The sequence below is a fragment of the Acinetobacter sp. ANC 7912 genome (genome assembly GCF_039862785.1).
GTDB classification, from domain to species: Bacteria; Pseudomonadota; Gammaproteobacteria; order Pseudomonadales; family Moraxellaceae; genus Acinetobacter; species Acinetobacter thermotolerans.
Map to the genome: position 1 here is coordinate 877,892 of NZ_CP156795.1, position 23,434 is coordinate 901,325.

Here is a 23,434-nt window from a genome sequence, read left to right on the forward strand (position 1 = left end):
GCATCTATTGTAGCAAAAAAAATGGCAGCTGCGGCAGCCCAAGCCGATGCATTCTTGAACCATGAAGCTTGTGAGCTAGGCTTGGCTATGATAGAACAACAGAAAGGCGACTCATCGCATATTAGAATAATGACGACTCGCAGCAGAGGAGACTGAGATGAGCTACAAGATATCCCTACAAATCCAGCCCGAAACTCATCACCGTTTCCGCGAGATCCATACACGTTTAAATGAAGGTGAGTCCAATAGCCTGTCCAAACCTTTAGGTGAAACTTTAGCGGATATTGCCTGCGAAATTATCGAACAGGTCTTTGGCCGGCTGGCACGGATGTCCACGTCGGCAGATCAGGAATCTGAAAAAATTATTCAACAAATTAAGGGCACGACCCGCAAATACATGCCGTGGTCAGTCTCTTTCTTTGGCAATGACCGCCTAATTCCGCTGGTGAATTATCTGTATGAAATGACCCATGAAATTGAAGGCGATTACTACGTCCGCTATCCAGTCGAAAAAAATCTGGTGCTGGAACTCTATAGTTATGTCCAAGAAATCAAATCTGGCAATTCGCACTATGTATCACCAGCATTAAAGGCCTTTACCGAAGTGGTCGATCAGGGCGTAACTCAGCTGGTGCGTCAGCCAAAACAGTTATTAAAATTCAATGTCGTGGTTGATAAAACCTTGAATGGTGTGATTCATTTAACCACGCAACTCGGTTATAAACGTTTTGATAAATTGGGTAGTCTGCATGATGCAGATACCATCAGTTATTACTTCGAGCATTTTTTGGCATTTTTAGATGAAGAAATAAAACAGGCTTCACATATTGAATAAGAGGGATCAATGGCAAAGCTGGAAAATTTAAATGGGAAAGTGGTATGGATTACCGGGGCATCTTCAGGGATCGGTAAGGCAATTGCACAGGAATGCGCGGCCCAGGGCGCACAGATTGTTTTAACTGCACGCCGTTTTGAAGAACTGGAAAATGTCCGTCTCAGTTTGCCAAACCCGGATCAGCATTTATCTGTTGTCGCTGACATTACCAATGAAAGCCAAGTGGAAAAAGCTTATGCAACTGTACTGGAACAGAAAGGCCGTATTGATTGGCTGATCAATAATGCCGGTTTAAGCCTGCGTGCCCTGATTCAGGAAACCACCATGCAAACCGAGCGTGCCATTATGGAAGTGGACTATTTCTCGCAGGTGTTCCTGACCAAAACCGTATTGCCAACGTTCCTGAAACAGAAGTCGGGCCGAATTGCCTTTATTTCCAGTGTGGCGGGTTTGCTCGGTACCCAATATCGTGCGTCCTATTCAGCCGCCAAAGGTGCCATTCATATGTGGGCTAACAGTCTGCGAGCGGAAGTGTCCGATCAGGGCATTGGCGTTTCGGTGATTTTCCCGGGCTTTGTCAAAACCAATGTCTCATTTAATGCCTTAAATGGTGAAGGCAAGCCACAGGCCAAACAGGATGAAGCGATTGAAAATGGTCTGGCTCCGGAAGACTTTGCTCAACAGACGGTCAAAGCCTTGCAGCTGGGTGAGGAATATATCGTGGTCGGTGGCACCAAGGAAAAAATCGGGGTGCTAGTTTCGCGGATTTCACCGAAGTTGCTATACAAGATGATTCGCAAAACCAAGGTGAAATAATCAACCACCAGATATAAAAAAAAGAGCATGTTAATGCTCTTTTTTTTAGGTTTCTAAAAGAGGCTTAGGCGAGATTGGGTTGAAAATGGACGCGATTACGGCCTTGATTTTTTGCTTGATACAGCAATTCATCGGCTTGGTTATAGGCATGTTCAAATTCATCCGACTGTTTAAAAAAGCTGACACCGACACTGATGGTCAAATGAATGCACTGACCGCGGTATTGCAGGGGCATATTCTCGACGGAACTGCGAATGCGTTCTGCAATCTGTAATGCTTTGGCATGCGGGCACTGATCCAATAAGATCAGGAACTCTTCACCGCCCATACGAATCACTTTGTCCGAGCTGCGAATGTTCTGCTGGAATATCTGGCTGACATGTTGCAGGGCCAGATCGCCAAAGGTATGCCCATACTGGTCATTAACCTGTTTAAAATGGTCAAGGTCTGCAATCAGGACTGCTTTTTGTGTACTAGGCTGGTTTTTGATTTTCGTCAGATATTGTTCTAAAGCGCGCCGATTCAATAAACCGGTTAATGGGTCATAATTGCGTTCCTGGCTCAGGCGTACCACGACTTCCTGAAAAGCGCCATTAAAGAACAAACTTAAAAATATAATATCGACCAAGAGACGCAGTAATTGGGTAAAGGCCCATAAACCATCATAAGAGGAGAGCGGGTCATCGCCTTGCATCAGGAAACTAAAAAGCACTGCACGCATGATAATGAAGAACACGACCACTAAAATCAGAACTTTTAAAGCCCGGTCAATTTTTAGTTTGGCACGGTGCTGCCATAGTGCAATCGGGCGATGCAGGAAAATGGCAGCCGTAGTAAAACTGGTTACGAGCAGTGAATACACTTGTTGATGCTCAATCGCAGAAAAATAAAAAATGGCGATCGAACCTAAAAAAATCAGGCTAATCAGCACAGGCCAACGGGCAGGCAGATGGAGGCGTTCATGGATGGCATAGATATGCAAGGCACAGCCTAAAAAATAGATGGCGAAAAGCGGGCCTAAAACAATTTCTAGAAAATCTTCAGTGAGGACAGTTTGCAGCAGCAGACTGAAACCGACACAGATCAAGGCCAGCGAATAGCTTGCCAAATAGCGTGGCAGTCTTTGAAAGATATACAGACAGGCGATCGCAATCCCCAAACAGATAATGGTAATAGGGATGAGTATGCTGTAAAAGTTCAGCTGGGCATCGAACATTGATCAGGCGAGTCGGGGAGAGATTTTGAACATAATAACTTATATTGGTAAGAGAAATTAAACAAAAATCCAACAAATTTTCTTATTAGTTTGTACTGATATCAATGATGAATTGAAGCATGAGTGATGATAATTGTAAGCATTTGAAACCTGATGAGAAAATAAATTATTGTTTTAAATTTAATGAATATTAAACAATAAATTTACTCATTAATTGCATGATTATTTTTACATATATGAAAAATTCTTCTATGCAGATTGCACCTGATTACGACCCATTTGCTTAGCCTGATACAGATGCTGATCGGCCGCTACGATGGCTTCTTCAATCTGTGCAGGATCTTTGAAGAAGTAGACTCCGATACTAAATAGTTAGATAAATGGACTGATGTTCATGCTGTAATGGGGTGGCTTCAAGTTGCAAGCGGATACGTTCCGCAATTTTCAAGGCAGCATCCTTTTGAATATGCGGCAAGACAATTAAAAACTCTTCACCACCAATACGTGCTACTTGGTCTTTGCTGCGAATATTGGCTTTCAGGATCTGGCTAATATGCTGTAACACCAGATCACCCACTTGATGCCCGTAACGGTCATTCACGGATTTGAAATGGTCTAAATCGGCCATTAAAACTGCATGCTGTAATTTCGGAGCGGAATCTATTTTTTGAATATAGGCTTCAAGTCCACGACGGTTTAATAAACCGGTCAACGGATCGCGATAGCGTTCCTGTTGAAGCCTTAATACCAGATCCAAAATCGCACAGCTGATGAACATGCCTAAGAAAATCAGCTCAATTAACAGCAGCAGTTGGGTTAATGCCCATGCGGGTGCGTAATGCGCGACGAATCCTTGATCCTTAATTAAAACAGTTAACAGGACAGCACGGCCAATGGCGATAAACGCGGTCACAAAGGTCATGATTTTCAGGTATCGGTCAATCTGCAAGCGTGGGGTTGACTGAATAAAAGCCATCGGACGGTGCAGATAGATGGCTGCAGTAATGATGCCGATAATCAGCAGGCGGGCGGTCTGGTCTACCGTCACCTGGGTATAGTAGTAAATGCCGAATGCACCTAAGCTAATCAGGTAAATATAGGGCGGCCAGAAATAGTCGACGTTTAAACGCTCATAAATCGCTTTACTGTGAAATGCACAGGACAAGAAATACAGAACAGCTACAAGACTGGAGATTTCGATTAACGCTGAACCGGATAGAACGGTATTCAGCAAGATTGCCAAACCAAACAGAATCAGGGCATAGGCGTAGGAGCTTAAATAGCTGGGTAAGCCTTTATAATGGGAAATACCGAGCGTGATGATCCCCAGGCTCGACATAATACTCGGCACCAGTAAGCTATAAAAAGTAAGATCTGAAGAGAGCATATGTAGGTCGAATATTAGCCGTTAGATGAATAATATCATTTTCCATGATCAAGAATAGCTTTAAAAATAAAAGCCTGAAAGAGATCTAATCGATCAAATTGAAAATTTAAAAAACGGAACTCTTTCGCTTTTTGGATCTCAACTTTTATGCCGGTAAATAGCATAGGCTCAATCATGTTGCAAAACGCTACCCATCCATACTTGAAGTTTTATCCTAAAAAATTAAGGTGAAATCAGGATAAAAATTTAAAGGTCATTCGGATGAAAACACCCGTCCCGGATTATTTAAAGCATGTGTTGTCGGCCTGCGCTGCGAATGATAAAGGCAAACTGGCGGACTATATTCCTGAGCTGGCCAATGTCAATCCAGACCGGCTTGGGCTGGCACTTTCAACCGTAGACGGCACGATTTACTCCGCTGGGGATGATGAAGTGGAATTTACCATGCAATCCCTATCCAAGCCTTTTACCTATGCATTAGCCATTAAAGAAATAGGACTGGTCAAGGTATCGGAAAAAGTTGGGGTAGAGCCCTCTGGGGAAGCTTTTAACCAGATTTCCCTTGATAAAGAACGCAATATTCCCAAGAATCCCATGATTAATTCTGGGGCGATCACTACCCATTCCCTGATTCCGTATAAGAAAACCGTGCCACGTGCTGAACAGATCCGCCGTTTTTTAAGTGAGCTGGCAGGACGAGAACTGTCTTTTGATGAGCAGGTGTATCAGTCTGAAATCAAGACAGCTTTTCGGAACATGTCGATTGGCTACATGCTGCGTACTGTTGGTGTACTGGAGGATGATCCGAAAGAAATGGTTAATGGCTATATCAAGCAATGTGCCATCAAGGTCACGGTCAAAGATCTGGCGGTGATGACCAGTGTCTTGGCCAATGGCGGGATACAGCCGAAAACCGGTAAGCGCTTGTTAGATCGTTCCGTGGTTCGACAGGTATTGAGTGTTATGTTGAGCTGCGGCATGTATGACGCTGCCGGTGACTGGCTCACGACCGTAGGAATTCCTGCCAAGAGTGGTGTGGCAGGCGGGATTATTGGTGTGCTGCCCGGACAGGTTGGGATTGCAGTGTTTTCCCCTAAGATTGATGAGCATGGTAACAGTGTACGAGGGCTAAGAATTTTTGAAAATCTGGCACGGGATATGGGGCTGCATTTAATGGAAGGTACGCCGTCGGCACAGACCATTCTGCAAAGCCGTTACATTGTCGGCAAAAAGAATAATGTCGTGGTCTATGAACTGCGTGGCGTATTGCAGTTTACCGAGTCGGAAATGCTGTTACGGATATTGGAAGAGGAACCAGCCGGGAAAAGTATGATTGTTCTGGATCTCACAAATCTGAGTTTAATTCATGATGTGGGGGTAAGGATGCTGTTTGAAGGTGTCGATCGTTTAAAACAGGATGGACATAAGGTTGTGGTGGTGGATTCAGAAGATTTGCTGGATAAGGAACAGTTGAAGGGTAGGAAAAGAGATGTGGTGATGGAGGAATTGGAGAAGTTTTTAGGGAGGTTTAAGTAGAATGGAATCTTCGCTCTTGCGAAGCAATGCCTCTCACCTTTTGCAAAGGGGGACTTTTCGTGAATTCAAGGCCAGCATAAAATCCGCGTAGTTCCTCCCTTTCTTAAAGGTGAGCCATGTATGGTGCAAGAGGAGGGATTAATAAAAACAAATTAGTAGAATAAAAATGAAACCCTATAATAAAAACTTAAAACAAGCCTCGCGTGACTTACGCAATAACATGACTGAGGCTGAAAAACTGCTTTGGTCAAAATTTCGTGGCAAACAAATTTTAGGTTTGCAGTTTTACCACCAGAAACCAATTTTAAATTACATTGTGGATTTTTATTGTCCATTAGCAAATCTGGTGATTGAGTGCGATGGCGATCAGCACTTTACGGATAAAGGACAGGAAGCAGATCGAGTTCGGGATGAAGCTTTGGCTCAGCTTGAGCTAAAGGTGCTGAGGTTTGATAATAAGCAAGTATTACAAGAGGCAGAAAATATTATTGAATTGATTAGGGAGAATATTCAACTTAATGAGATATATTGATTTTAAGTCATTAGTGTAATATTTTGATTTTTTTATAAAATAATTTTTAAAAATGGAATGGATAATTAAAGATTTTGCATGTGGGGATGTACTTGAAGCGGTTTTTGCTGCAATCATTATTGCTGGTCTTTTCTTTTGGATTAGAGAGCGAGTTTTAGGTATTCCAGACTTTTCTGGGAAATGGTACTTAAGATCTAAAACTGAGAAATCAGCATATAGACCCTATGAAAATATGGAATTACAACATAATTTATTTTTGAGATTAGAAGGGAATAATATTCGAGGAGCTTCTGAAAAAGTTTATGAAGACTCTAGTTATGGAAAACGTTCTACGCATACTCGGCATGTTCTGAAATATACTGGTAAACATCGTGCCAGAGCACAAATAGAAGGGTCAATTCAAAAAAATATTTTTGGTCCAGATATATTAACATTACATGCAACTGAGTATGGAGAGCGTAGACAATCTACAATTTATTGTAGATTTGAATTAAAGAAAAAATTCCATCTTTTCAGTAATCGGAAAGCAACTAAGTTTGAGGGTGATTTTTATTCAATGGTTGCTGATCAAAGTGGAAAAGTTTGTTTATCTAAAGAACCATTTCATCAATCCATTCCTGAAATTAAAGAAAAAGTATGAAAGTGCTTTATTTCTTGGCAACAATCCCATTCTATTTTCTAGCTAAATTATTTCAAATTCTAAATTTAGTAGAGATATATTCTGATCTAAAGAAATGCGAATCTCATTTAAACAGCATTCATCAATTAGTAGATGATGAAATACTGAATATTTTATTTATTGCAGAAGACCATAGAATTTCAAGGCACTTTGGAATTGATCACTATGCAATGTTTCGTGCTGTTTACTACACAAAGTTTAGAAATCAATTTCAAGGAGCAAGTACAGTCGCTCAGCAATATGTGAGAGTAATTACTGAGAGATATGAGCGAACATGGATTAGAAAATTTAGAGAGCAATTACTAGCTATTTTAATTTGTAAAAAATTTAGTCGCAAACAAATAGCAACAGCTTATCTCAAAGTCGCATTCTTAGGATCAGGAATGAATGGAATAGATCATTACTTAAAAAAGAACCATAAAAAATCTTTTCAGTTGAGTAAAGCTGAAAAAATTGAAATAGTAGCGAGATTAAAATATCCAGAGCCATTAAAAAATAAAGAAATATGGCGATATAAAATGAAAATAAGGATTAATAATATTTCCTGCAAATTAGCTAAAAAATCCCTCCCAACCTCCCTTTAGAAAAGGGAGGAGCTGTTACGTAATCAATTTGATACGCGAAATTCCCCTCTTTGAAAAAGAGGGGCTAGGGGAGATTAAAAACAAAAATCCCCTCAATCGAGGGGATTTTTTCTTCTCTAAACTAGAGGAATCTTACACAATAGAATCATCCAGATTCGGCGCTAACCAGCGTTTCGCTTCATCCAGCGTCCAGCCTTTACGCTTCGCATAATCTTCCAGTTGATCACCAGAAATTTTGCCCACGTTAAAGTATTCAGTTTGCGGGTTCGCATAGTAGAAACCGCTGACTGATGAAGGTGGCCACATCGCAAAGCTAGAAGTCAGGTAAGTACCAATCTTGTCAGTTGAACCTAACCAGTCAAACAATGGTGCTTTTTCAGAGTGCTCCGGACAAGCAGGGTAACCTGGAGCTGGACGGATACCGACATATTTCTCTTTAATCAACTCATCGTTGGTTAAAGACTCATCTGCCTGATACCCCCAGAACTCTTTACGGATACGCTGGTGCAGGTGCTCGGCAAAGGCTTCCGCAAAGCGGTCAGCCAGTGACTGTACCAGAATCGCGTTATAGTCATCGCCTTTGGCCTTGTATTCATTTGCCAACTCTTCCGCACCGAAGATCGAAACGGTAAAGCCACCCAGATAATCCTGAGCCACATCTTTCGGCGCAATAAAATCCGCCAGTGAGTAGTTGGCTTTGCCAGTCACCTTGTCAGACTGCTGACGCAGATGCTGGAAGGTATGAGTGACATTGCCATTTTTGTCAGCAACCGCAACCGTATCAGCTGCGACACGGTTCGCTGGGTAAATGCTAAAGGTTGCACGCGCATCGAAACGTTTATTTTCGATGATGTCTTTCAGCATTTCCTGAGCCTGGTTATACAGGTCACGCGCTGCTTCACCGACCACTTCATCTTCCAGGATTTTCGGGAATTTGCCCGCCAAACTCCAGGAAATAAAGAATGGGGTCCAGTCAAAGTATTCCACTAAGGTTTCTAGAGGATAGTTGGTGAAAGTTTGCGAACCAATGAAGTTCGGTTTAACTGGCGCATTCTTGTCGAAGTCGATCTTGAAGCTATTTTCAATTGCTTCCTGATAAGATAGTTTTGCAGCTTTCGGTTGTTTATTCGCTAAACGCACACGGATTTTTTCATAATCCGCGGCATAGTCTGCCAGTAACTGCGGCTTCATTTCTGGAGACAGTAACTGGGTCGCCACACCCACCGCACGTGAAGCATCAGCCGTATAAAGCACGCCATCATTTTGGTATTGCGGAGCAATCTTCACCGCAGTGTGTGCTTTAGATGTGGTTGCACCACCAATCATCAATGGAATCTTGAAGCCTTTACGCTGCATTTCTTTGGCAACGAAGACCATCTCATCCAGAGAAGGGGTGATCAGACCAGACAGACCGATGATATCGACTTTTTCGTCAATCGCAGTTTGCAGGATTTTCTCACATGGCACCATTACGCCAAGATCCACGATGTCATAACCATTACAGCCCAGTACCACGCCGACAATGTTCTTACCGATATCGTGTACGTCGCCTTTTACGGTCGCCAGCAGGATTTTACCTTTGGCTTCGCCTTGGGTTTTCTCTGCTTCAATGAACGGATTCAGCCAAGCCACGGCCTGTTTCATCACACGTGCAGATTTCACCACCTGTGGCAGGAACATTTTACCGGCACCGAACAGGTCACCGACCACGTTCATACCAGCCATCAATGGACCTTCAATCACATCTAATGGACGAACCGCTTTCAGGCGTGCTTCTTCAGTATCCTGATCGATATAAGTAGTAATACCTTTCACCAGGGCATACTCAAGACGTTTTTCTACTGGTTCATTACGCCAAGCCAGATCTTCTTCAGCTTTTTGGCTGCCGCCTTGACCACGGTATTTCTCGGCAATCTCAAGCAGTTTTTCAGTCGCTTCGTTGCCGCTTTCGCCCTGGTTGCGGTTCAGGATCACATCTTCAACCGCAGCTTTCAGTTCAGGATCGATGTCATCGTAAATCGCCAGCTGACCGGCATTCACGATACCCATGGTCAGACCTTGCTGGATACCGTAGTACAGGAATACTGCATGGATCGCTTCACGGACTGGCTCATTCCCGCGGAATGAGAAGGATACATTCGAGATACCGCCAGAGATCATGGCATTTGGCAGGTTCTGTTTGATCCATCCAGTGGCTTCGATAAAGTCCACGGCATAGTTGTTGTGTTCTTCGATACCAGTTGCCACCGCAAACACGTTCGGGTCAAAGATGATGTCTTCAGAAGGGAAGCCGACTTCATTCACCAGAATGTCATAGGAACGTTTACAGATCGATTTTTTACGTTCAGCAGTATCTGCCTGACCGTCTTCATCAAAGGCCATGACGATCACGGCAGCACCGTACTGACGGCACAAGCGGGCACGTTCAACAAACTCGTCATAACCTTCTTTCAGGGAAATCGAGTTCACAACGGCTTTACCCTGCACGCATTTCAGGCCAGCTTCGATAATGTCCCATTTAGACGAATCCAGCATGATTGGCACACGCGAGATATCTGGCTCAGAGGCGATCAGGTTCAGGAAGTGAACCATTGCCCCTTGAGAATCCAGCATACCTTCATCCATGTTGATGTCGATGATCTGTGCACCGGCTTCAACCTGCTGACGGGCAACGTCCAAAGCTTCAGTGAAGTTTTCTTCTTTGATCAGACGCAGGAATTTTTTCGAACCGGTGACGTTGGTACGTTCACCGACGTTTACGAATAATGAATCTTTGGTGATGTTAAATGGTTCCAAACCACTTAAGCGGCATGCTGGCTCAATTTCTGGCACTTTACGTGGTGCAATACCTTCAACCGCTTGAGCAATGGCACGGATGTGATCCGGAGTGGTACCACAACAACCACCGGTAATGTTGATCAGACCGCTTTCAGCGAATTCTTTGATGAAAGCAGCAGTCTGTTCTGGCGTTTCATCATAACCACCAAACGCATTTGGTAGGCCAGCATTCGGGTGTGCAGAAACAAAGGTATCTGCGACATCAGACACAGTTTTGACGTGTGGACGCATGGCATCGGCACCAAGTGCACAGTTAAAGCCGATTGATAGTGGTTCCGCATGACGTACCGAGTTCCAGAATGCTTCTGCAGTTTGACCAGTTAAAGTACGGCCAGACGCATCAGTAATGGTACCGGAAATCATGATTGGCAATTCAGTACCCAGTTCCTTGAACACTTCTTTGACTGCAAAGATCGCAGCCTTGGCATTCAGGGTATCGAAGACGGTTTCGATCAGGATGATATCGGCACCGCCTTCAATCAACGCCTTGGTCGATTCCATGTAATTCACTTTCAGTTCGTCAAAAGTGATATTACGGAAGGCTGGGTCGTTCACATTCGGTGAAATTGATGTGGTGCGTGATGTTGGCCCAATCACACCTGCCACGAAACGTGGTTTTTCCGGTGTTGAATATTTGGCACAAGCTTCTTTGGCCAGACGCGCAGCTTCACGGTTAATTTCCGGAACCAGATCTTCCATGTGATAGTCAGACATGGAAACGCGGGTACCATTGAAGGAGTTGGTTTCAATGATGTCGGCACCGGCTTCAAGGTAGGCTTCGTGAATGCCTTGAATAATCTGTGGCTGGGTCAGTACCAATAAGTCGTTATTGCCTTTAAGGTCGTATGCCCAATCAGCAAAACGCTCACCACGATAATCGGCTTCTTCCAATTTATGGCGTTGGATCATGGTACCCATCGCACCATCGATAATTAAAATTCTCTTGGCAAGAAGTTCTTTTAGGGTGGCAAGTGTGGACATTCAAACTTTCTCAGTAAGCATCAAAAAACGGCAATAATCTTAACAGATTAGTGGACAGTTTGCTGTAGCTGTTCTTCAGAATGCTGGATATGTCTGATATGAAATTTTGATAAGCAGTTTAGGTATGGGATAGAAGACTGAAATCAGATAGAAAACTCAAAAAAGCGATGGCCAGATTAACAAGCTGAACTGAACAGAAAAATGTAAGCGGGTTTCATCAAACAGTCATCTTTGCCGGGCAATATTTAGGCAAGCAGAAACGAAATGGTTCTGTGACAGGCTGAACTTTAGCCGCTTATATAGCTCAAAACCTATAAAAACTGGTACATTAGAAAAGGATGAATGTTCACAAGTAATTGATTAATAAAATTTAAAAATAAAATTTTTTGTAAAAATTTTAGGATCAATGGCAGTTATAAAGTCTAAAAAATTACTGTCGCTGGCAGGTCATTGTCATATAATTGTCACAATTTAATTGAACAATATGGGGATTCTAGAATCCTCTATTCCTGCTTGCATGAATTCTAATCAAACTCCCTTAGAATCAGCACAAGGAACGTCTTCAAATCAAGCGAAGAACGTACATGTGCCGACACCGAAGTTTTTTATGCCGGTGTTCCTGACTCTAATCATTTCGACGCTGATCTATATCGGCTTTCAATTGACTTCCGATATTGCACATGTCCCTGCGGTACAGATGGGGTCATTGATCCTTTTAGGCACAGCATTATTGATTGCGCTGGGCTTTGAATTTGTAAACGGTTTCCACGATACCGCCAATGCAGTGGCGACTGTGATTTATACCAATGCCTTGTCTGCACCTGTGGCCGTGATGTGGGCAGGTTTCTGTAATTTCATGGGGGTAATGGTCGCAAGCGGCGCGGTTGCCTATGGGATTATCGCACTGCTGCCGGTGGAGCTGATCATGAATGTTGGCACCGGTGCCGGTTTCGCTATGGTCTTTTCCATGCTAATTGCGGCAATTCTCTGGAACTTGGGCACTTGGTTCCTTGGTATACCAGCTTCCAGTTCGCATACCCTAATCGGTTCGATTCTGGGTGTTGGTATTATGAACTACCTGCTGAATGCGGGTAGTGGTGCTTCTGGTGTCGATGTTGAGCAGGTGATCAAGGTTGGTAAAGCCTTACTGTTCTCACCACTGATCGGTTTTGTCTTTGCCAGCATTCTGTTCCTGCTGGTGAAAAAAATCTTCAAACGCCAACTTGAACTGTTTAAGCCACCTGAAGGTAACAAGCCACCACCACCGCTAATCCGTGCCATTCTGATCTTTACCTGTACTGGTGTCAGCTTTGCGCATGGTTCAAACGACGGTCAAAAAGGTATGGGTCTGATCATGTTGATCCTGATCGGCTGTGTGCCGCTAGCTTACTCACTAAACAAGAATCTGGATGCCCAACATATCCAGTCTTTCGGTCAGCTGTCTGCACAAACGGCTGATGCGATCTATCCGAAACATGAGAATATTCCGGATGAGAAAGCCCGTGCCATCATCACAACTTACATTCAAACAAAAGAACTGAATGCTGAAGTGGTACCCGCACTGGCAAGCCTGACCGATCACTTGGGTGATAAAGTCGGTAGCTACAGTAACATCAAGGATGTGCCAGAAGCTCAAGTTTCAGAATTCCGTAATGATATGTACCTGAGCACTACAGCATTTAAACGTCTGGAAAAAGCCGAAGCTTTACCTGCGATGACGGCTACACAGGAAAAAACAGTGGATGAATACCGCGACAATCTGGATTCCTTCCTGCAATACATTCCAACTTGGGTGAAAGTGGCAACTGCATTAGCATTGGGTCTTGGTACCATGGTGGGTTGGAAACGTATCGTGGTGACGGTTGGTGAGCGTATCGGTAAAGAGCACATGACTTATGGTCAGGGCATGTCTGCCGAGCTAGTTGCTATGTCTACAATCGCTGCTGCAGATGGTTTTGGTATGCCGGTATCAACCACACACGTTTTAAACTCTGCTGTTGCAGGTACCATGGTAGCGAATAAATCCGGTCTGAACTTTAAAATGGTGAAATCGATCCTATCGGCTTGGGTGTTTACATTACCTGCAACGATCTGTTTATCCGGTGCACTGTACTGGTTGTTGTTAAAAGTTTTCTAAAAAAGATCTGTTGTAAAAAAACGCTGCTAAGGCAGCGTTTTTTATGGGTGTTTTTAAAGTCCTCTCCCTTGCACAGCAGTACTGCTCATTTCCTAAAAGGAGAGAGGAGAAAATACATTATTAAATTTATAGAGGAAACTCCCGCTCCCTGAGCGAAATTAAAGCACTGCTTTAAACGAAGCGCAAGAGAGGGCTGGGTGAGAGTAATAAGAAGACCAAGAGTACTTTAATAAAAGAATTAATAGCTAATTTCAACTCAATATAAAATGAGTATTGCTTAGCTTTACTTTTGAAAGATCAAAAGTAACAAAAATCTTTTGTTAGGCTGATGATACTTCCATATATCACAGCCTAACGGCGACATCCATGTCGCCCAACCACGTAAATTGATGAGTGTTTTATGTAAGAAAAATTACTTCTTCAACTTACTCAACAATCCTTTTGGTAATTTCTCCGTTGCAAAACCATACAGTGCTGCAAACGGCAAGGCAGTACGCGCTAGATAAGCTACACGCCATAAACCGCCATGGTTTGCACCATACATCATTAGCTCGAGTGGATGGTTCAATTTTACATCTGGATTGGCAACTGACTCAGGATTACGTAGGTCATGAATCCACAGGGCTGCCATAATCGCATTGGTGGTTTCAGGGGCAAAGGCTTCGACATCAAACAGGCTGGCGCCATTAAATGCGGCTTTCAGCAGTGGATTTTTTGTGACTGAATACGTTGTAGTAGAAGGGGCAATGTTAATACTGACCCGTTGCCCGTTAGCACGTGCCAGTGTCGCACGCCATTGTTGTAGACGTTTGGCCAGTGCATAGTTTGGACCTTGTTCCACCACCAGACAGTCACTAACACCGTAGGATTTTTCGCCAACTTTGAACAGTTCCTGCTCATTTTTCTGGAAGAAATGCTTGCGGGAAATCAATGAAATTCCCTTGGTTAAGGTACTTTCCAGTTTAGACAATTGCTGGTATTTGCTTTGTGCAGCCTGCACCACTTCTGCAGGTACTGCGTAGACATCGGTTGGAGTACACATATACATCAGGCTGGTATTGGCTTTCTGTTCACTGACGTAGCTCATAATGGCATCCATTGCCATGGAAACCCGCACGTGCTTTTCGCCATCCAGATAGGCAATCGCGGCCAGATCCAGATCCTGCTTAAATTGAATCAGCCATTGGGCAATTTCAGGAATCTGGGTCAGCAGATTTGCGCCGAGTTTTTCTTTTAAGATTTCCAGTGATGTATCTGCAGGCAGGGCTTCAACGGAAGGAGCATATAAAGTGGCATTGCCTTGACTCACGGTATCCAGAATCTTGCCCCAAACACGGGTATTCGGCAGATCAATCGCGACAATATTAGCTTTCCATTTGGATAACCAGGTCAGTGGGCCAGCTTCAGAAGCAGCACCGAAAAGCACTGTAGTACGATCCGACAGGTCAAACCATTCTGGATGGGCAATACATTCACGCAGGGCATTGGCATGACTTGGTTCGACAATGCCACGTTCTTCCCAAGACTGGATCTGATCTAGTAAGGCTTGTCCTTGCAGTTTTTTGCCATGATAAGGCACATACCATTCTGGTGAATTTTCAGATGAGCCTTTTAGCTGGAAAGTATGCAGTTTTTCTGCAGGCAAAGACATCGCATCTTTGAGTACATGCTTTTGATCATTACGGTAAAACTCAAAACTGCAATGCGCCGTTTCCAGACCCTGTTTGGCAATACTCAGTGCAGCGCCGGCAGAACGCAGCCCATCTTTAACCAGGCGCTTAAAATGCACTGGATACTGTTTGCGCCAGTTTTTCTCCTGTTGCGCGGCATTGGCATGTACAGGATCAACTGCACCTAGGGCTGCGGAAATGATGTTACGGCCGATTTTTGAGGTGCTTGGTTTTTTTTCTGAGGCTGGAATGGGGAATTGAAGACCGTCTAGGGAATTGGACATGCAAAATATCTCGTGACTTACAGCGATTTATAGATAGATATAAACATTATCGCTGCAAAATTTAGTCCAAGCTTGGCAATATATGACATCCTGACTTTAGAAATTATTACGAGATGTTTCAAGTAAAAAGGAAGCGTGAAGCTTCCTTTTTGGGCAACTGACTACAATTAATGAGTCGTACCTTTAATCAGTTCTTCTAACATAAATGCAGTATTATCCAGACCAGCACCAGTTAAGTACCAGGCATCAGCATTTACATAGATGACTTTCTTCTCGGTTAATGCTTTGGCATTTTTCAGGGCCGGGTGTTTTTGAATATTGTCCTGAGCCGTATGTTTTTGCGTATTCACTGCACCACGGTCCAGAACGATAATATAATTCGGATTCTTTTCTACCGCAGCAGCAATACGTTGAACATTTTTTTCAGCCGCTTTGAGTGCCTCTGGTGAGCCAGCTTCTGGACGCGGCGCATCAGATTTTTCAGATGGATCTACTACCGGTTTCAGGCCAGCCAGTTCATAAATAAAGCCAAAACGGTCATTTTCTGCATGTGGCATAAAGTTATCACCGACAGCAAATAGCATCAATGCAGTTTTGCCTTCAGTCTGCTTTTTCAGTTGTTGTTGCAGGGCCGAAATTTTATCCAGCTTTTCAGTCGCAATTTTTTCCTTACCAAATGCGCGTGCTAGTACATGCGTACGTTCAGTCAGATCAGCAATATATTGCTCGGTATTTGGCGACAGGTTTAGGGTAGGGGCGATGTCTTTAACTGTGTCTGATTTAGATGTAGAACGACCACCAACAATAATCAGGTCAGGCTTGGCTGCTTTTAGTGCATTCACATCTGGCTCAAACAATGAACCCGCTTTGATAAATTTGTCCTGCTGGTATTTCGCTAGATGACCTGTATAGCTTGCAGCAGGGACCAGCTGTGCTTCAAGACCCAAGGCATTTAAAGTGTCCAGTGCTGACAGGTCATACACTGCAATCTTTTTTGGCACTTTTTTCAGCTGAATGTTCTGGTCTTTGTAGTTGAAAGTTACCTGTGCAGAAACGGCGAAAGATGTAGTTAACCCCAAAAGTGTGGCAAGTGCTAAAGTTTTAAATTTCATGTTAACCCCCTTTAAATGTCGGCAAAGATTAGCATGATTTTAGTAAATGATAATCATTTTTATATGAGAATTATTAAAAAGGGATAGTGACTATCCCTTTTTAATAATATTTAAAGAGGGAGTTGCGCCAGTTTATTCAGGAAATGTGGAATGACCCGAGGTTCCAAAATGATGGTCATGATTACCCCATAGGCTGCTCCCCACAGGTGAGCACTATGGTTGATATTGCTGTTGCCACGCTTGCCTGACCAGACACTATAAGCCACATACAGCACGGCAAAAATAATCGCCGGTACCGGAATAAAGAACACAAAAATCAGTTTCCATGGCTCAAACAGGATATAGGCGAACAGTACCGCAGAAACCGCGCCAGAAGCCCCTAGACTGGCCCAGCGTGGATTATTTTTATTCTTTAAATAGCTTGGCAGAATTGCCGCAATTAGCCCCCCCAGATAGAACAGCACAAAACCCATGTCAAACAGATATTGGCGGTAAAAGCTTTCAATGATACTGCCAAAGAAGAACAGAGTAATCATATTGAACAGCAGATGCGTACCATCGGCATGAATAAAACCATGCGCAATAAAGCGGTCATATTCACCACGTTGAATGGCAGGCGGCCAGAAGATCAGGCGGTTCATCACCTGTTCTTTGGAAAAGGCAATAAAGGAGATAATGCAGGTAATTAGAATAAGGGTAATGGTATGGTTAAACGGTAAGTGCAGCATATAAGACAGTTCTAATTCTGAAGTCGGAATAGTTAATCTTGCCATTAATCTGGCTTTTAGGTAGAACTTTTATAATAAATCCGACAATTTTAGTTGAAATTTTATATTTACCCCGCATCTTCAGTTAAAATAGCAGCTTCAGCTTGAGGAAATTATTGTTATGTCGACTGAGAACAGCAGCACTGCAGTTGCAGAGGAAATTCCTAACCTATTGATTACACCAAATGCGCAAGAGTATTTGAAAGAATTGCTGGAAAAGCAAAACACGCCGGGCATTGGTGTGCGTATTTTCGTGGAAAATCCTGGTACTCCGCGCGCTGAATGTTGCATGGCTTATAGTGCACCAGATGAAGTTGTACCGACAGACTACAAACAGGAATATCCAGATTTTCCTGCGTACATCGATACTCCATCTATTCCTTATTTGCTGGATGCAGTGATTGATTACAACAAAGACCGTTTTGGTGGTCAGCTGACTTTCCGTGCGCCAAACTCTAAAGTGCCACGTGTGGGTCCAGATGCCTCTGTAGAAGAGCGTATTACTTACGTGCTTCAGTCAGAAATCAACCCAGGTCTGGCAGGTCATGGTGGTAATTGTGCACTGGTGGAAGTGATTGAAGATGAAGAGCATGGTCTGACTGCAGTCTTGAAATTCGGTGGTGGTTGTCAAGGTTGTTCAGCAATTGATGTAACGCTGAAACAGGGTGTTGAAACCACTTTGAAACAGCATATTCCAGAGCTTGCACGTGTCGTTGACCAGACTGACCACAGCCAGGCTGAAGGTGCATACTTTAAATAAGTAGCCGATAAAATTTAGCTTTTAAATGAGACCTCGAATTTTCGGGGTCTTTTTTTAACTTCCAAATAATAATGAGAATAATTATCAATAGTAATTGTATTTATATTTAAAATTGCTACAATGCCTCACAATTCATTCAACATTTCTTCATAAATCAACTTCTGGGGCGTAATTAAGTATGAATAAGCCGTTTTTTAAATCGACGTTGGCCTTTGCAGTGGTTTCAGCAATGGCATTATCTGTGCAGGCACAAGACCAATTTAATGAAGAACAAAAAAGTGATGTAAAAACAGAAGCGATAAAATTACAGACGATTGTGGTATCAGCTACGGGTTATGAACAGGAAGTTGAAAAAGCGCCATCTTCAATGACTGTGATTACCAGAGAAGAATTAGATAAACGCGAATATAACGATATTACGGATGTATTGCGTAATACCCCTGGTGTGGTAGTTTCTGGTTCAGGATCAGCGCAGACCATTAGTATTCGGGGAATGAGCTCAAATTACACTTTATTTCTGGTAGATGGTAAGCGCCAATACGGTAAAGACGTAAACCCGAATGGTGATGATGCTGGTTTTGAGAAAAATATTCTGCCACCGATGGCTTCTATTGAACGTATCGAGATCATTCGTGGCCCGGCATCGACCTTGTATGGTACAGATGCGATGGGTGGGGTCGTTAACATCATTACTAAAAAAGTGTCTGATGAATGGACAGGTAATATTGAGCTCGGTACCACCATACAGGACAGCTCTAAATCAGGTGATATTAAAAATGGCTCAGTCTATGTTTCTGGTCCACTGATTCAGGAGAAATTGGGACTGCAACTTGCGCTCAACAAACAAGAGCGTGAAGAAGATAGTTACGTTGGTGGTTTTCGAGGCACAGAACGTGAAAGCTTGAACTCACGTTTAACTTATGTGTTGAATGATGACCATGACCTGCAATTAGAAGCTAACTTTGTTCAACAGGACTCAACGACATCTGTAGGAAAAACAGTTGAAGCTGCCGCAGGCGCAGCTGACTCAGCATCACGGAATTATCGTAGTGTATATGCCTTAACACATAATGGTCGTTATACAGACAATCTGGATAGCTCATCCTATATCCAATATGAAAGTTCAAAAAATCCAGACCGTGAGAATACAACTTTAGGCACCCAGGGCATTACTTTGGAAACCTGGATTGCAAACAGTCAATGGAACTGGTTATTAGGTAATCACACCTTATCAATGGGGGCTCACTACAAAGATGAAAAGCTGATTGATAAGGCAACGAACCGTAATCCTAATGCACCAGAGTTTAATGAATTAACCCGTTGGTCTGCTGCATTATTTTTAGAAGATACATGGCGTCTAACGGATCGTTTCGATTTAACCGCAGGTTTACGTTATGACCATGATGAAAACTATAGTGGTCATTTGTCACCACGTTTATATGGTGTCTATGCAGTAAATGATAATTTTACAGTGAAAGGCGGGGTAGCGACCGGTTATAAACAGCCTGACATCCGTGCGGCTACTGAAGGCTTTTATAGTGTCACAGGTGGTGGTGGTTCTCCACTTCCGACAGGCCGTGGGATTATCCGTGCCAATCCGGATCTTGAACCAGAATCAAGTGTATCAACTGAGTTGAGCTTTAATTGGAAAAATGACTATGTAAATACATCTTTAACTGGGTTTATGACCACGTATAAAGACCGTATTACAGAAGTTCGTGCCTGTGAAACAGATATAGATGGTAGCAGCACCAACCGTAATAACTGGCAAAACTGGGCATGTTTCGAAGGCCCAACACCTTTCTACTTTATTAGCGAGCGCATTAATGTCGATGAGGCAGAAATCAAAGGGGTAGAAGCGACTATAGAAGCAGACTTAACGGATTATACAACTTTGTCTGCAAACTATACTTTTACTGATTCTGAGTTTAAGTCAGGTGAGTTTAAAGGCCAGCCACTTAACCAGATGCCAGAACATATGTTCAATATCTTAGTCGATCATGAAGTCACCGATGCTTTAAATATTTGGTCTCGTTTACACTATCGCTCAGAGACTTCAGCGTACTTAAGCCGTACGTCTATGGCAGATCCAAACCCTGGATATAGCTTCATTGATGTTGGCTTTAATTATAAATTTACTCCAAACCTGACAGGCAAGTTCGGTGTTTATAATCTTTTAGACGAGAAGGCTGAAGATGTAGAGGGAGACCAATTATTAGATGGTCGCCGTTACAGTATCAGCCTGAATGCTAAATTTTAAAGTCATCTTATAAAATAAGCCGCTTTCGCGGCTTTTTTTATTCTTCAACTTTCAAAATTTTCAGTGTGCTTTCTGAATAATAGAATTTTTCCAGATAGGCACGGGCACGTTCACGTAAATAGCCCTGATGAATCATCTGCTGAATAATCGGTGTCAGCAATTCATTCAGTTCGGTCTGGATCAGCGATTCATCAATATTCAGATCTCGTAATAATTGATCAAAAGTATGTTCCTGATTGCGTACATACCAGGCATGAATGCCATCATGTAACTGTTGCTGCAAATAATCGGTCTGACGGATGTGGTCCCAGATTTCATGACCCAGATCCACGGTCTGACTCAAATCCTGCACCTCAATATAATTTTTCAGTACTGATAATGGCATATCCTTGATTTTATGCCAGAGATTTGCCTGAAAATGATACAGTTTCTCATCATCAAAATGCTGGTTCAGAATATTTTCACTCAACTGGCCCAGCTTCAGAATATTCTTTTGCAGATACTTGCTGATGGCATTGTCCAGACTGCTATCGGTGACATTTTCCAAAACAGATTTTCCCATTTTCATAAAGCGGGAAACACCTGGAACACTTTTCGCAATCATTGAATTGTCCAGATAATCCTGAATCGAATGCTGGATCAATTGGCTGATCATGGCAGAGAAAGCAGGATTATTCACGATGCGTTTGATCAGGCGTTGGCGGTGACTACTTTTACTCGCCACATACTGGGCAATCTTGTCGATGGTCATGACCGGAATCACATCAGAAATCTTGGTCGTGTCATTTGCCGGATGTACCAGTGCAAAACGGATATGTTCGGCAATCTGTTCGATTAGAAAAGAGCTTGCTGCTGTGCCTAAGATTTGCTTTTGTAGCAGCTGGTTAATCTGGGCTGGGTTCCACAGATCTTTCAGTGCCTGTTTACGAAACCAGAGATAGAATGCTTGAAACTCTTGCTGAATGGTTTCAGATTGAGCAAAGGATTGATCGAGGAAATCAAGTTGAGCATCAATCAATTGCTCAATCATCGGGTGTTTCTGCATGGTTATTCTAAAACTTAATTTAAAGGAATGAGTTTATCTGCCAGCGGATTTTTTAGGGTCTGGGTTTTGGCCAGGAATGGTAAATAATACTGCGCCACCTGTTGGTCTGCTTCGAGTAATGGCACGTGACCGACATTATTCAGGATAATTGGTGTTTCCGCACGTTTGAGCAGGGAATGTAGTTCCTTGGCGACTTCGACATTAATAATACGATCCTGTTTGCCCCAGAGAATCAGCGTTGGCGCTTCTACATTACGGGTTAAGCGGGCAAAAGTCTCTGGCGTATAGATGCGGCTCAGCATGACAATCTGGTCAATGGTTTTGCTGGTTTTGTCCGCTTGTGAAATCAGCAGTTTTTCCTGTGCCTGTACCAGTTTGTCTGGTAAAGCTGGTGGATGCTGCATCAGTTTATGTCGCACATCATCCAGATCGCCCGGTTTATTTACGATCAGATTTTTTAAAGCATGTGGATCACGAGTATATGGAGTATTGGCCTGTTTATAGATGCCGGCACTATTGATGAGAAACAGACTTTGTGTATCAAAAGGATATTGAGCTGCATAAACAGTGGCAATAGAACCGCCCAGCGAATGACCTGCCACATGCAGGTTTTTCTCAACTTTTAAGGTTTCAAGAAACTGGCGCAGCTGTGAGGTGACATTTGGTACGGAAAAGTCAAAGTCCTCAGGCGTTCTGGTATCGCCATTATTCGGCAGGTCTGGAATGATGACATGGTAATAAGGGGTTAGAAATTGTGCGACACGATTCCAGTGATCTTTGGTACCGGCCAGACCGTGAATCAGTACAATCGAAGGTCGGTTTTTACTGCCACCTTCATTATAACTCCAGGTAATTTCCCCAACTTTGATGCTTTTATTTTGCAAGCCTGCTTGGGTGCGTTGCTGGAATAAATATTGATTTAAGATATTGCTCGAAGTCTGAGCACGAGCAGGTGAAAAGACCTGGGCCTGACTCATCGTACTAACAGTTGAAGTAACAGCTAGGGCAAGCGCGCACAGTAATTTTGAGCGTTTTATTGGTTTTTTTATCATGGCTACAATTCCGTGTATTGCATCAGGTGCACTGCTCAAAGATCGTTTGAATCACAAAGTAAATAGAACTTTTGGGTGAAAACGATGATGTGTTTTCTATTGTAAATTATTGTGAACCAATGTCACGAATTTCTTATACAGTTGTCTAGAAAAAATCCGGTTTTCATGTGAAGTATGCTGGGAAATGGCAAAAAAACTGTGAACTATCCGAAAAGATAGAAATTTGCACAAGTTCTTTTTTTGCAAGTGACATTCCCATATCAGGGGATTAAGATATTGCAACTTAAAACAATGGTGGTAAACAGGAATGCTCACAGCTCAGGAAGCGATCGAACGTCTTAAAAAAGGTAACCAGCGCTTTGTTAATGGTGAAACACAGCATTTAAAATTATTATCGCATCAAGAACGTGCGGAAATGGCAGAAAGTCAGGAACCCTTTGCGATTATTTTAGGCTGTTCAGATTCGCGTGTACCTGCGGAAATGATCTTTGACCAAGGCTTGGGTGACCTGTTCGTGATTCGTGTTGCGGGTAACATTGTGGCGCCGTCTCAGGTCGGTAGTGTGGAATTCGCAGCAGAAAGCTTTGGCTGTCCTGTGGTCATTGTATTGGGTCATACCCATTGTGGTGCGATTCATTCAACCATTGAAGCCCTGACCAATCCGGCAACCCCGCCATCTGCAAACCTAATGTCAATTGTGAACCGTGTGCGTCCATCAGTTGAAATCCTGATGCAGACTGAGCTGAAAGATGACCTGAACAAACTGTCTCGACATGCAGTGAAATCGAACGTCTTTGCTTCAGTCAACCAGTTGCGTCATGGGTCTGCCGTACTAGAGAACCTGATTCTGCAAGGCAAACTGCAAGTGATTGGTGCAGAATATTCACTGGAAACAGGTGAAGTCACTTTTTTTGACTTCTGATCAGATTCTGTAATCTGATTG

General features: G+C 43.1%; 19 protein-coding genes. 10 read left to right on the forward strand and 9 right to left on the reverse strand.

Going from position 1 to position 23,434, the window contains the following annotated elements; all coding sequences use genetic code 11:
* The first annotated feature begins 157 nt into the window (after positions 1-157).
* Together ABEF84_RS04410 and ABEF84_RS04415 are read left to right on the forward strand one after the other, a co-directional pair.
* Positions 158-835: a hypothetical protein gene (locus ABEF84_RS04410; RefSeq protein ID WP_347453689.1), complete on the forward strand. Its 678-nt coding sequence runs from the start codon at positions 158-160 to the stop codon at positions 833-835.
* Between the two features lie 9 nt (positions 836-844).
* Entirely contained in the window at positions 845-1,651 is an 807-nt protein-coding gene (locus ABEF84_RS04415) for an SDR family oxidoreductase (protein ID WP_347453690.1), read from the forward strand.
* A gap of 64 nt (positions 1,652-1,715) precedes the next feature.
* Here ABEF84_RS04415 and ABEF84_RS04420 read toward each other — a convergent pair whose 3' ends face one another.
* The 3 genes from ABEF84_RS04420 to ABEF84_RS04430 form a co-directional block, all read right to left on the reverse strand.
* Positions 1,716-2,759 carry a GGDEF domain-containing protein gene (locus ABEF84_RS04420; protein ID WP_347473773.1) on the reverse strand — a complete coding sequence of 348 codons (1,044 nt, stop codon included), beginning with the start codon at positions 2,757-2,759 and terminating at the stop codon, positions 1,716-1,718.
* Positions 2,760-3,116: 357 nt separating this feature from the next.
* A complete protein-coding gene (locus ABEF84_RS04425) occupies positions 3,117-3,230 on the reverse strand; it encodes a hypothetical protein (protein WP_347454133.1) in 114 nt (37 codons plus the stop codon).
* Position 3,231: 1 nt separating this feature from the next.
* Complete coding sequence (locus ABEF84_RS04430; protein ID WP_347473774.1) at positions 3,232-4,254, reverse strand: GGDEF domain-containing protein; 1,023 nt, start codon at positions 4,252-4,254, stop codon at positions 3,232-3,234.
* Positions 4,255-4,515: 261 nt separating this feature from the next.
* On the opposite strand from ABEF84_RS04430, the gene ABEF84_RS04435 reads away from it, so the two are divergent.
* From ABEF84_RS04435 to ABEF84_RS04450, 4 genes are all read left to right on the forward strand, one after another.
* Complete coding sequence (locus ABEF84_RS04435) at positions 4,516-5,790, forward strand: glutaminase (protein ID WP_347473775.1); 1,275 nt, start codon at positions 4,516-4,518, stop codon at positions 5,788-5,790.
* 166 nt (positions 5,791-5,956) lie between these two features.
* Complete coding sequence (locus ABEF84_RS04440) at positions 5,957-6,322, forward strand: endonuclease domain-containing protein (protein WP_347473776.1); 366 nt, start codon at positions 5,957-5,959, stop codon at positions 6,320-6,322.
* Positions 6,323-6,374: 52 nt separating this feature from the next.
* A complete protein-coding gene (locus ABEF84_RS04445; protein ID WP_347473777.1) occupies positions 6,375-6,962 on the forward strand; it encodes a hypothetical protein in 588 nt (195 codons plus the stop codon).
* The gene (locus ABEF84_RS04450; protein ID WP_347473778.1) at positions 6,959-7,585 is read left to right on the forward strand and encodes a transglycosylase domain-containing protein; all 627 of its coding nucleotides are present in this window, start codon (positions 6,959-6,961) and stop codon (positions 7,583-7,585) included. Before ABEF84_RS04445 ends, ABEF84_RS04450 begins: the two co-directional genes overlap by 4 nt.
* 132 nt (positions 7,586-7,717) lie before the next feature.
* Here the strand turns inward: ABEF84_RS04450 and metH are convergent, their stop codons facing one another.
* Entirely contained in the window at positions 7,718-11,404 is a 3,687-nt protein-coding gene (metH, locus tag ABEF84_RS04455; RefSeq protein ID WP_347473779.1) for a methionine synthase, read from the reverse strand.
* Between the two features lie 517 nt (positions 11,405-11,921).
* Here metH and ABEF84_RS04460 point away from each other — a divergent pair.
* Entirely contained in the window at positions 11,922-13,541 is a 1,620-nt protein-coding gene (locus ABEF84_RS04460; protein WP_347473780.1) for an inorganic phosphate transporter, read from the forward strand.
* 412 nt (positions 13,542-13,953) lie between these two features.
* Here ABEF84_RS04460 and ABEF84_RS04465 read toward each other — a convergent pair whose 3' ends face one another.
* From ABEF84_RS04465 to ABEF84_RS04475, 3 genes are all read right to left on the reverse strand, one after another.
* Positions 13,954-15,495 (reverse strand): hypothetical protein, encoded by a 1,542-nt coding sequence (locus tag ABEF84_RS04465; RefSeq protein WP_347454401.1) that lies wholly within the window; start codon positions 15,493-15,495, stop codon positions 13,954-13,956.
* A 167-nt stretch (positions 15,496-15,662) separates the two neighbouring features.
* Positions 15,663-16,607 carry an ABC transporter substrate-binding protein gene (locus ABEF84_RS04470; RefSeq protein WP_347473781.1) on the reverse strand — a complete coding sequence of 315 codons (945 nt, stop codon included), beginning with the start codon at positions 16,605-16,607 and terminating at the stop codon, positions 15,663-15,665.
* Positions 16,608-16,717: 110 nt separating this feature from the next.
* Complete coding sequence (locus ABEF84_RS04475) at positions 16,718-17,335, reverse strand: rhomboid family intramembrane serine protease (protein WP_347454134.1); 618 nt, start codon at positions 17,333-17,335, stop codon at positions 16,718-16,720.
* A 160-nt stretch (positions 17,336-17,495) separates the two neighbouring features.
* On the opposite strand from ABEF84_RS04475, the gene nfuA reads away from it, so the two are divergent.
* Positions 17,496-18,134, forward strand: a complete 639-nt coding sequence (gene nfuA, locus ABEF84_RS04480; RefSeq protein WP_347454399.1) for a Fe-S biogenesis protein NfuA — start codon at positions 17,496-17,498, stop codon at positions 18,132-18,134.
* A gap of 178 nt (positions 18,135-18,312) precedes the next feature.
* The gene (locus ABEF84_RS04485) at positions 18,313-20,394 is read left to right on the forward strand and encodes a TonB-dependent receptor domain-containing protein (RefSeq protein ID WP_347453701.1); all 2,082 of its coding nucleotides are present in this window, start codon (positions 18,313-18,315) and stop codon (positions 20,392-20,394) included.
* A gap of 37 nt (positions 20,395-20,431) precedes the next feature.
* Here the strand turns inward: ABEF84_RS04485 and ABEF84_RS04490 are convergent, their stop codons facing one another.
* Positions 20,432-21,439: a hypothetical protein gene (locus ABEF84_RS04490; protein WP_347453702.1), complete on the reverse strand. Its 1,008-nt coding sequence runs from the start codon at positions 21,437-21,439 to the stop codon at positions 20,432-20,434.
* Between the two features lie 14 nt (positions 21,440-21,453).
* A complete protein-coding gene (locus tag ABEF84_RS04495; RefSeq protein WP_404798886.1) occupies positions 21,454-22,416 on the reverse strand; it encodes an alpha/beta fold hydrolase in 963 nt (320 codons plus the stop codon).
* A 382-nt stretch (positions 22,417-22,798) separates the two neighbouring features.
* Between ABEF84_RS04495 and ABEF84_RS04500 the strand changes: the two genes are divergently transcribed.
* Entirely contained in the window at positions 22,799-23,413 is a 615-nt protein-coding gene (locus ABEF84_RS04500) for a carbonic anhydrase (protein ID WP_034586221.1), read from the forward strand.
* Positions 23,414-23,434: the final 21 nt, after the last annotated feature.

Excerpts from the sequence above, each read along its gene's own strand:
- ABEF84_RS04410 (WP_347453689.1), top strand. The coding sequence starts at position 158 with ATGAGCTACAAGATATCCCTACAAATCCAGCCCGAAACTCATCACCGT.
- ABEF84_RS04415 (WP_347453690.1), top strand. The coding sequence starts at position 845 with ATGGCAAAGCTGGAAAATTTAAATGGGAAAGTGGTATGGATTACCGGG.
- ABEF84_RS04430 (WP_347473774.1), bottom strand. The coding sequence starts at position 4,254 with ATGCTCTCTTCAGATCTTACTTTTTATAGCTTACTGGTGCCGAGTATT.
- ABEF84_RS04435 (WP_347473775.1), top strand. The coding sequence starts at position 4,516 with ATGAAAACACCCGTCCCGGATTATTTAAAGCATGTGTTGTCGGCCTGC.
- ABEF84_RS04440 (WP_347473776.1), top strand. The coding sequence starts at position 5,957 with ATGAAACCCTATAATAAAAACTTAAAACAAGCCTCGCGTGACTTACGC.
- ABEF84_RS04445 (WP_347473777.1), top strand. The coding sequence starts at position 6,375 with ATGGAATGGATAATTAAAGATTTTGCATGTGGGGATGTACTTGAAGCG.
- ABEF84_RS04450 (WP_347473778.1), top strand. The coding sequence starts at position 6,959 with ATGAAAGTGCTTTATTTCTTGGCAACAATCCCATTCTATTTTCTAGCT.
- metH (WP_347473779.1), bottom strand. The coding sequence starts at position 11,404 with ATGTCCACACTTGCCACCCTAAAAGAACTTCTTGCCAAGAGAATTTTA.
- ABEF84_RS04460 (WP_347473780.1), top strand. The coding sequence starts at position 11,922 with ATGAATTCTAATCAAACTCCCTTAGAATCAGCACAAGGAACGTCTTCA.
- ABEF84_RS04465 (WP_347454401.1), bottom strand. The coding sequence starts at position 15,495 with ATGTCCAATTCCCTAGACGGTCTTCAATTCCCCATTCCAGCCTCAGAA.
- ABEF84_RS04470 (WP_347473781.1), bottom strand. The coding sequence starts at position 16,607 with ATGAAATTTAAAACTTTAGCACTTGCCACACTTTTGGGGTTAACTACA.
- ABEF84_RS04475 (WP_347454134.1), bottom strand. The coding sequence starts at position 17,335 with ATGCTGCACTTACCGTTTAACCATACCATTACCCTTATTCTAATTACC.
- nfuA (WP_347454399.1), top strand. The coding sequence starts at position 17,496 with ATGTCGACTGAGAACAGCAGCACTGCAGTTGCAGAGGAAATTCCTAAC.
- ABEF84_RS04485 (WP_347453701.1), top strand. The coding sequence starts at position 18,313 with ATGAATAAGCCGTTTTTTAAATCGACGTTGGCCTTTGCAGTGGTTTCA.
- ABEF84_RS04490 (WP_347453702.1), bottom strand. The coding sequence starts at position 21,439 with ATGCAGAAACACCCGATGATTGAGCAATTGATTGATGCTCAACTTGAT.
- ABEF84_RS04495 (WP_404798886.1), bottom strand. The coding sequence starts at position 22,416 with ATGAGTCAGGCCCAGGTCTTTTCACCTGCTCGTGCTCAGACTTCGAGC.
- ABEF84_RS04500 (WP_034586221.1), top strand. The coding sequence starts at position 22,799 with ATGCTCACAGCTCAGGAAGCGATCGAACGTCTTAAAAAAGGTAACCAG.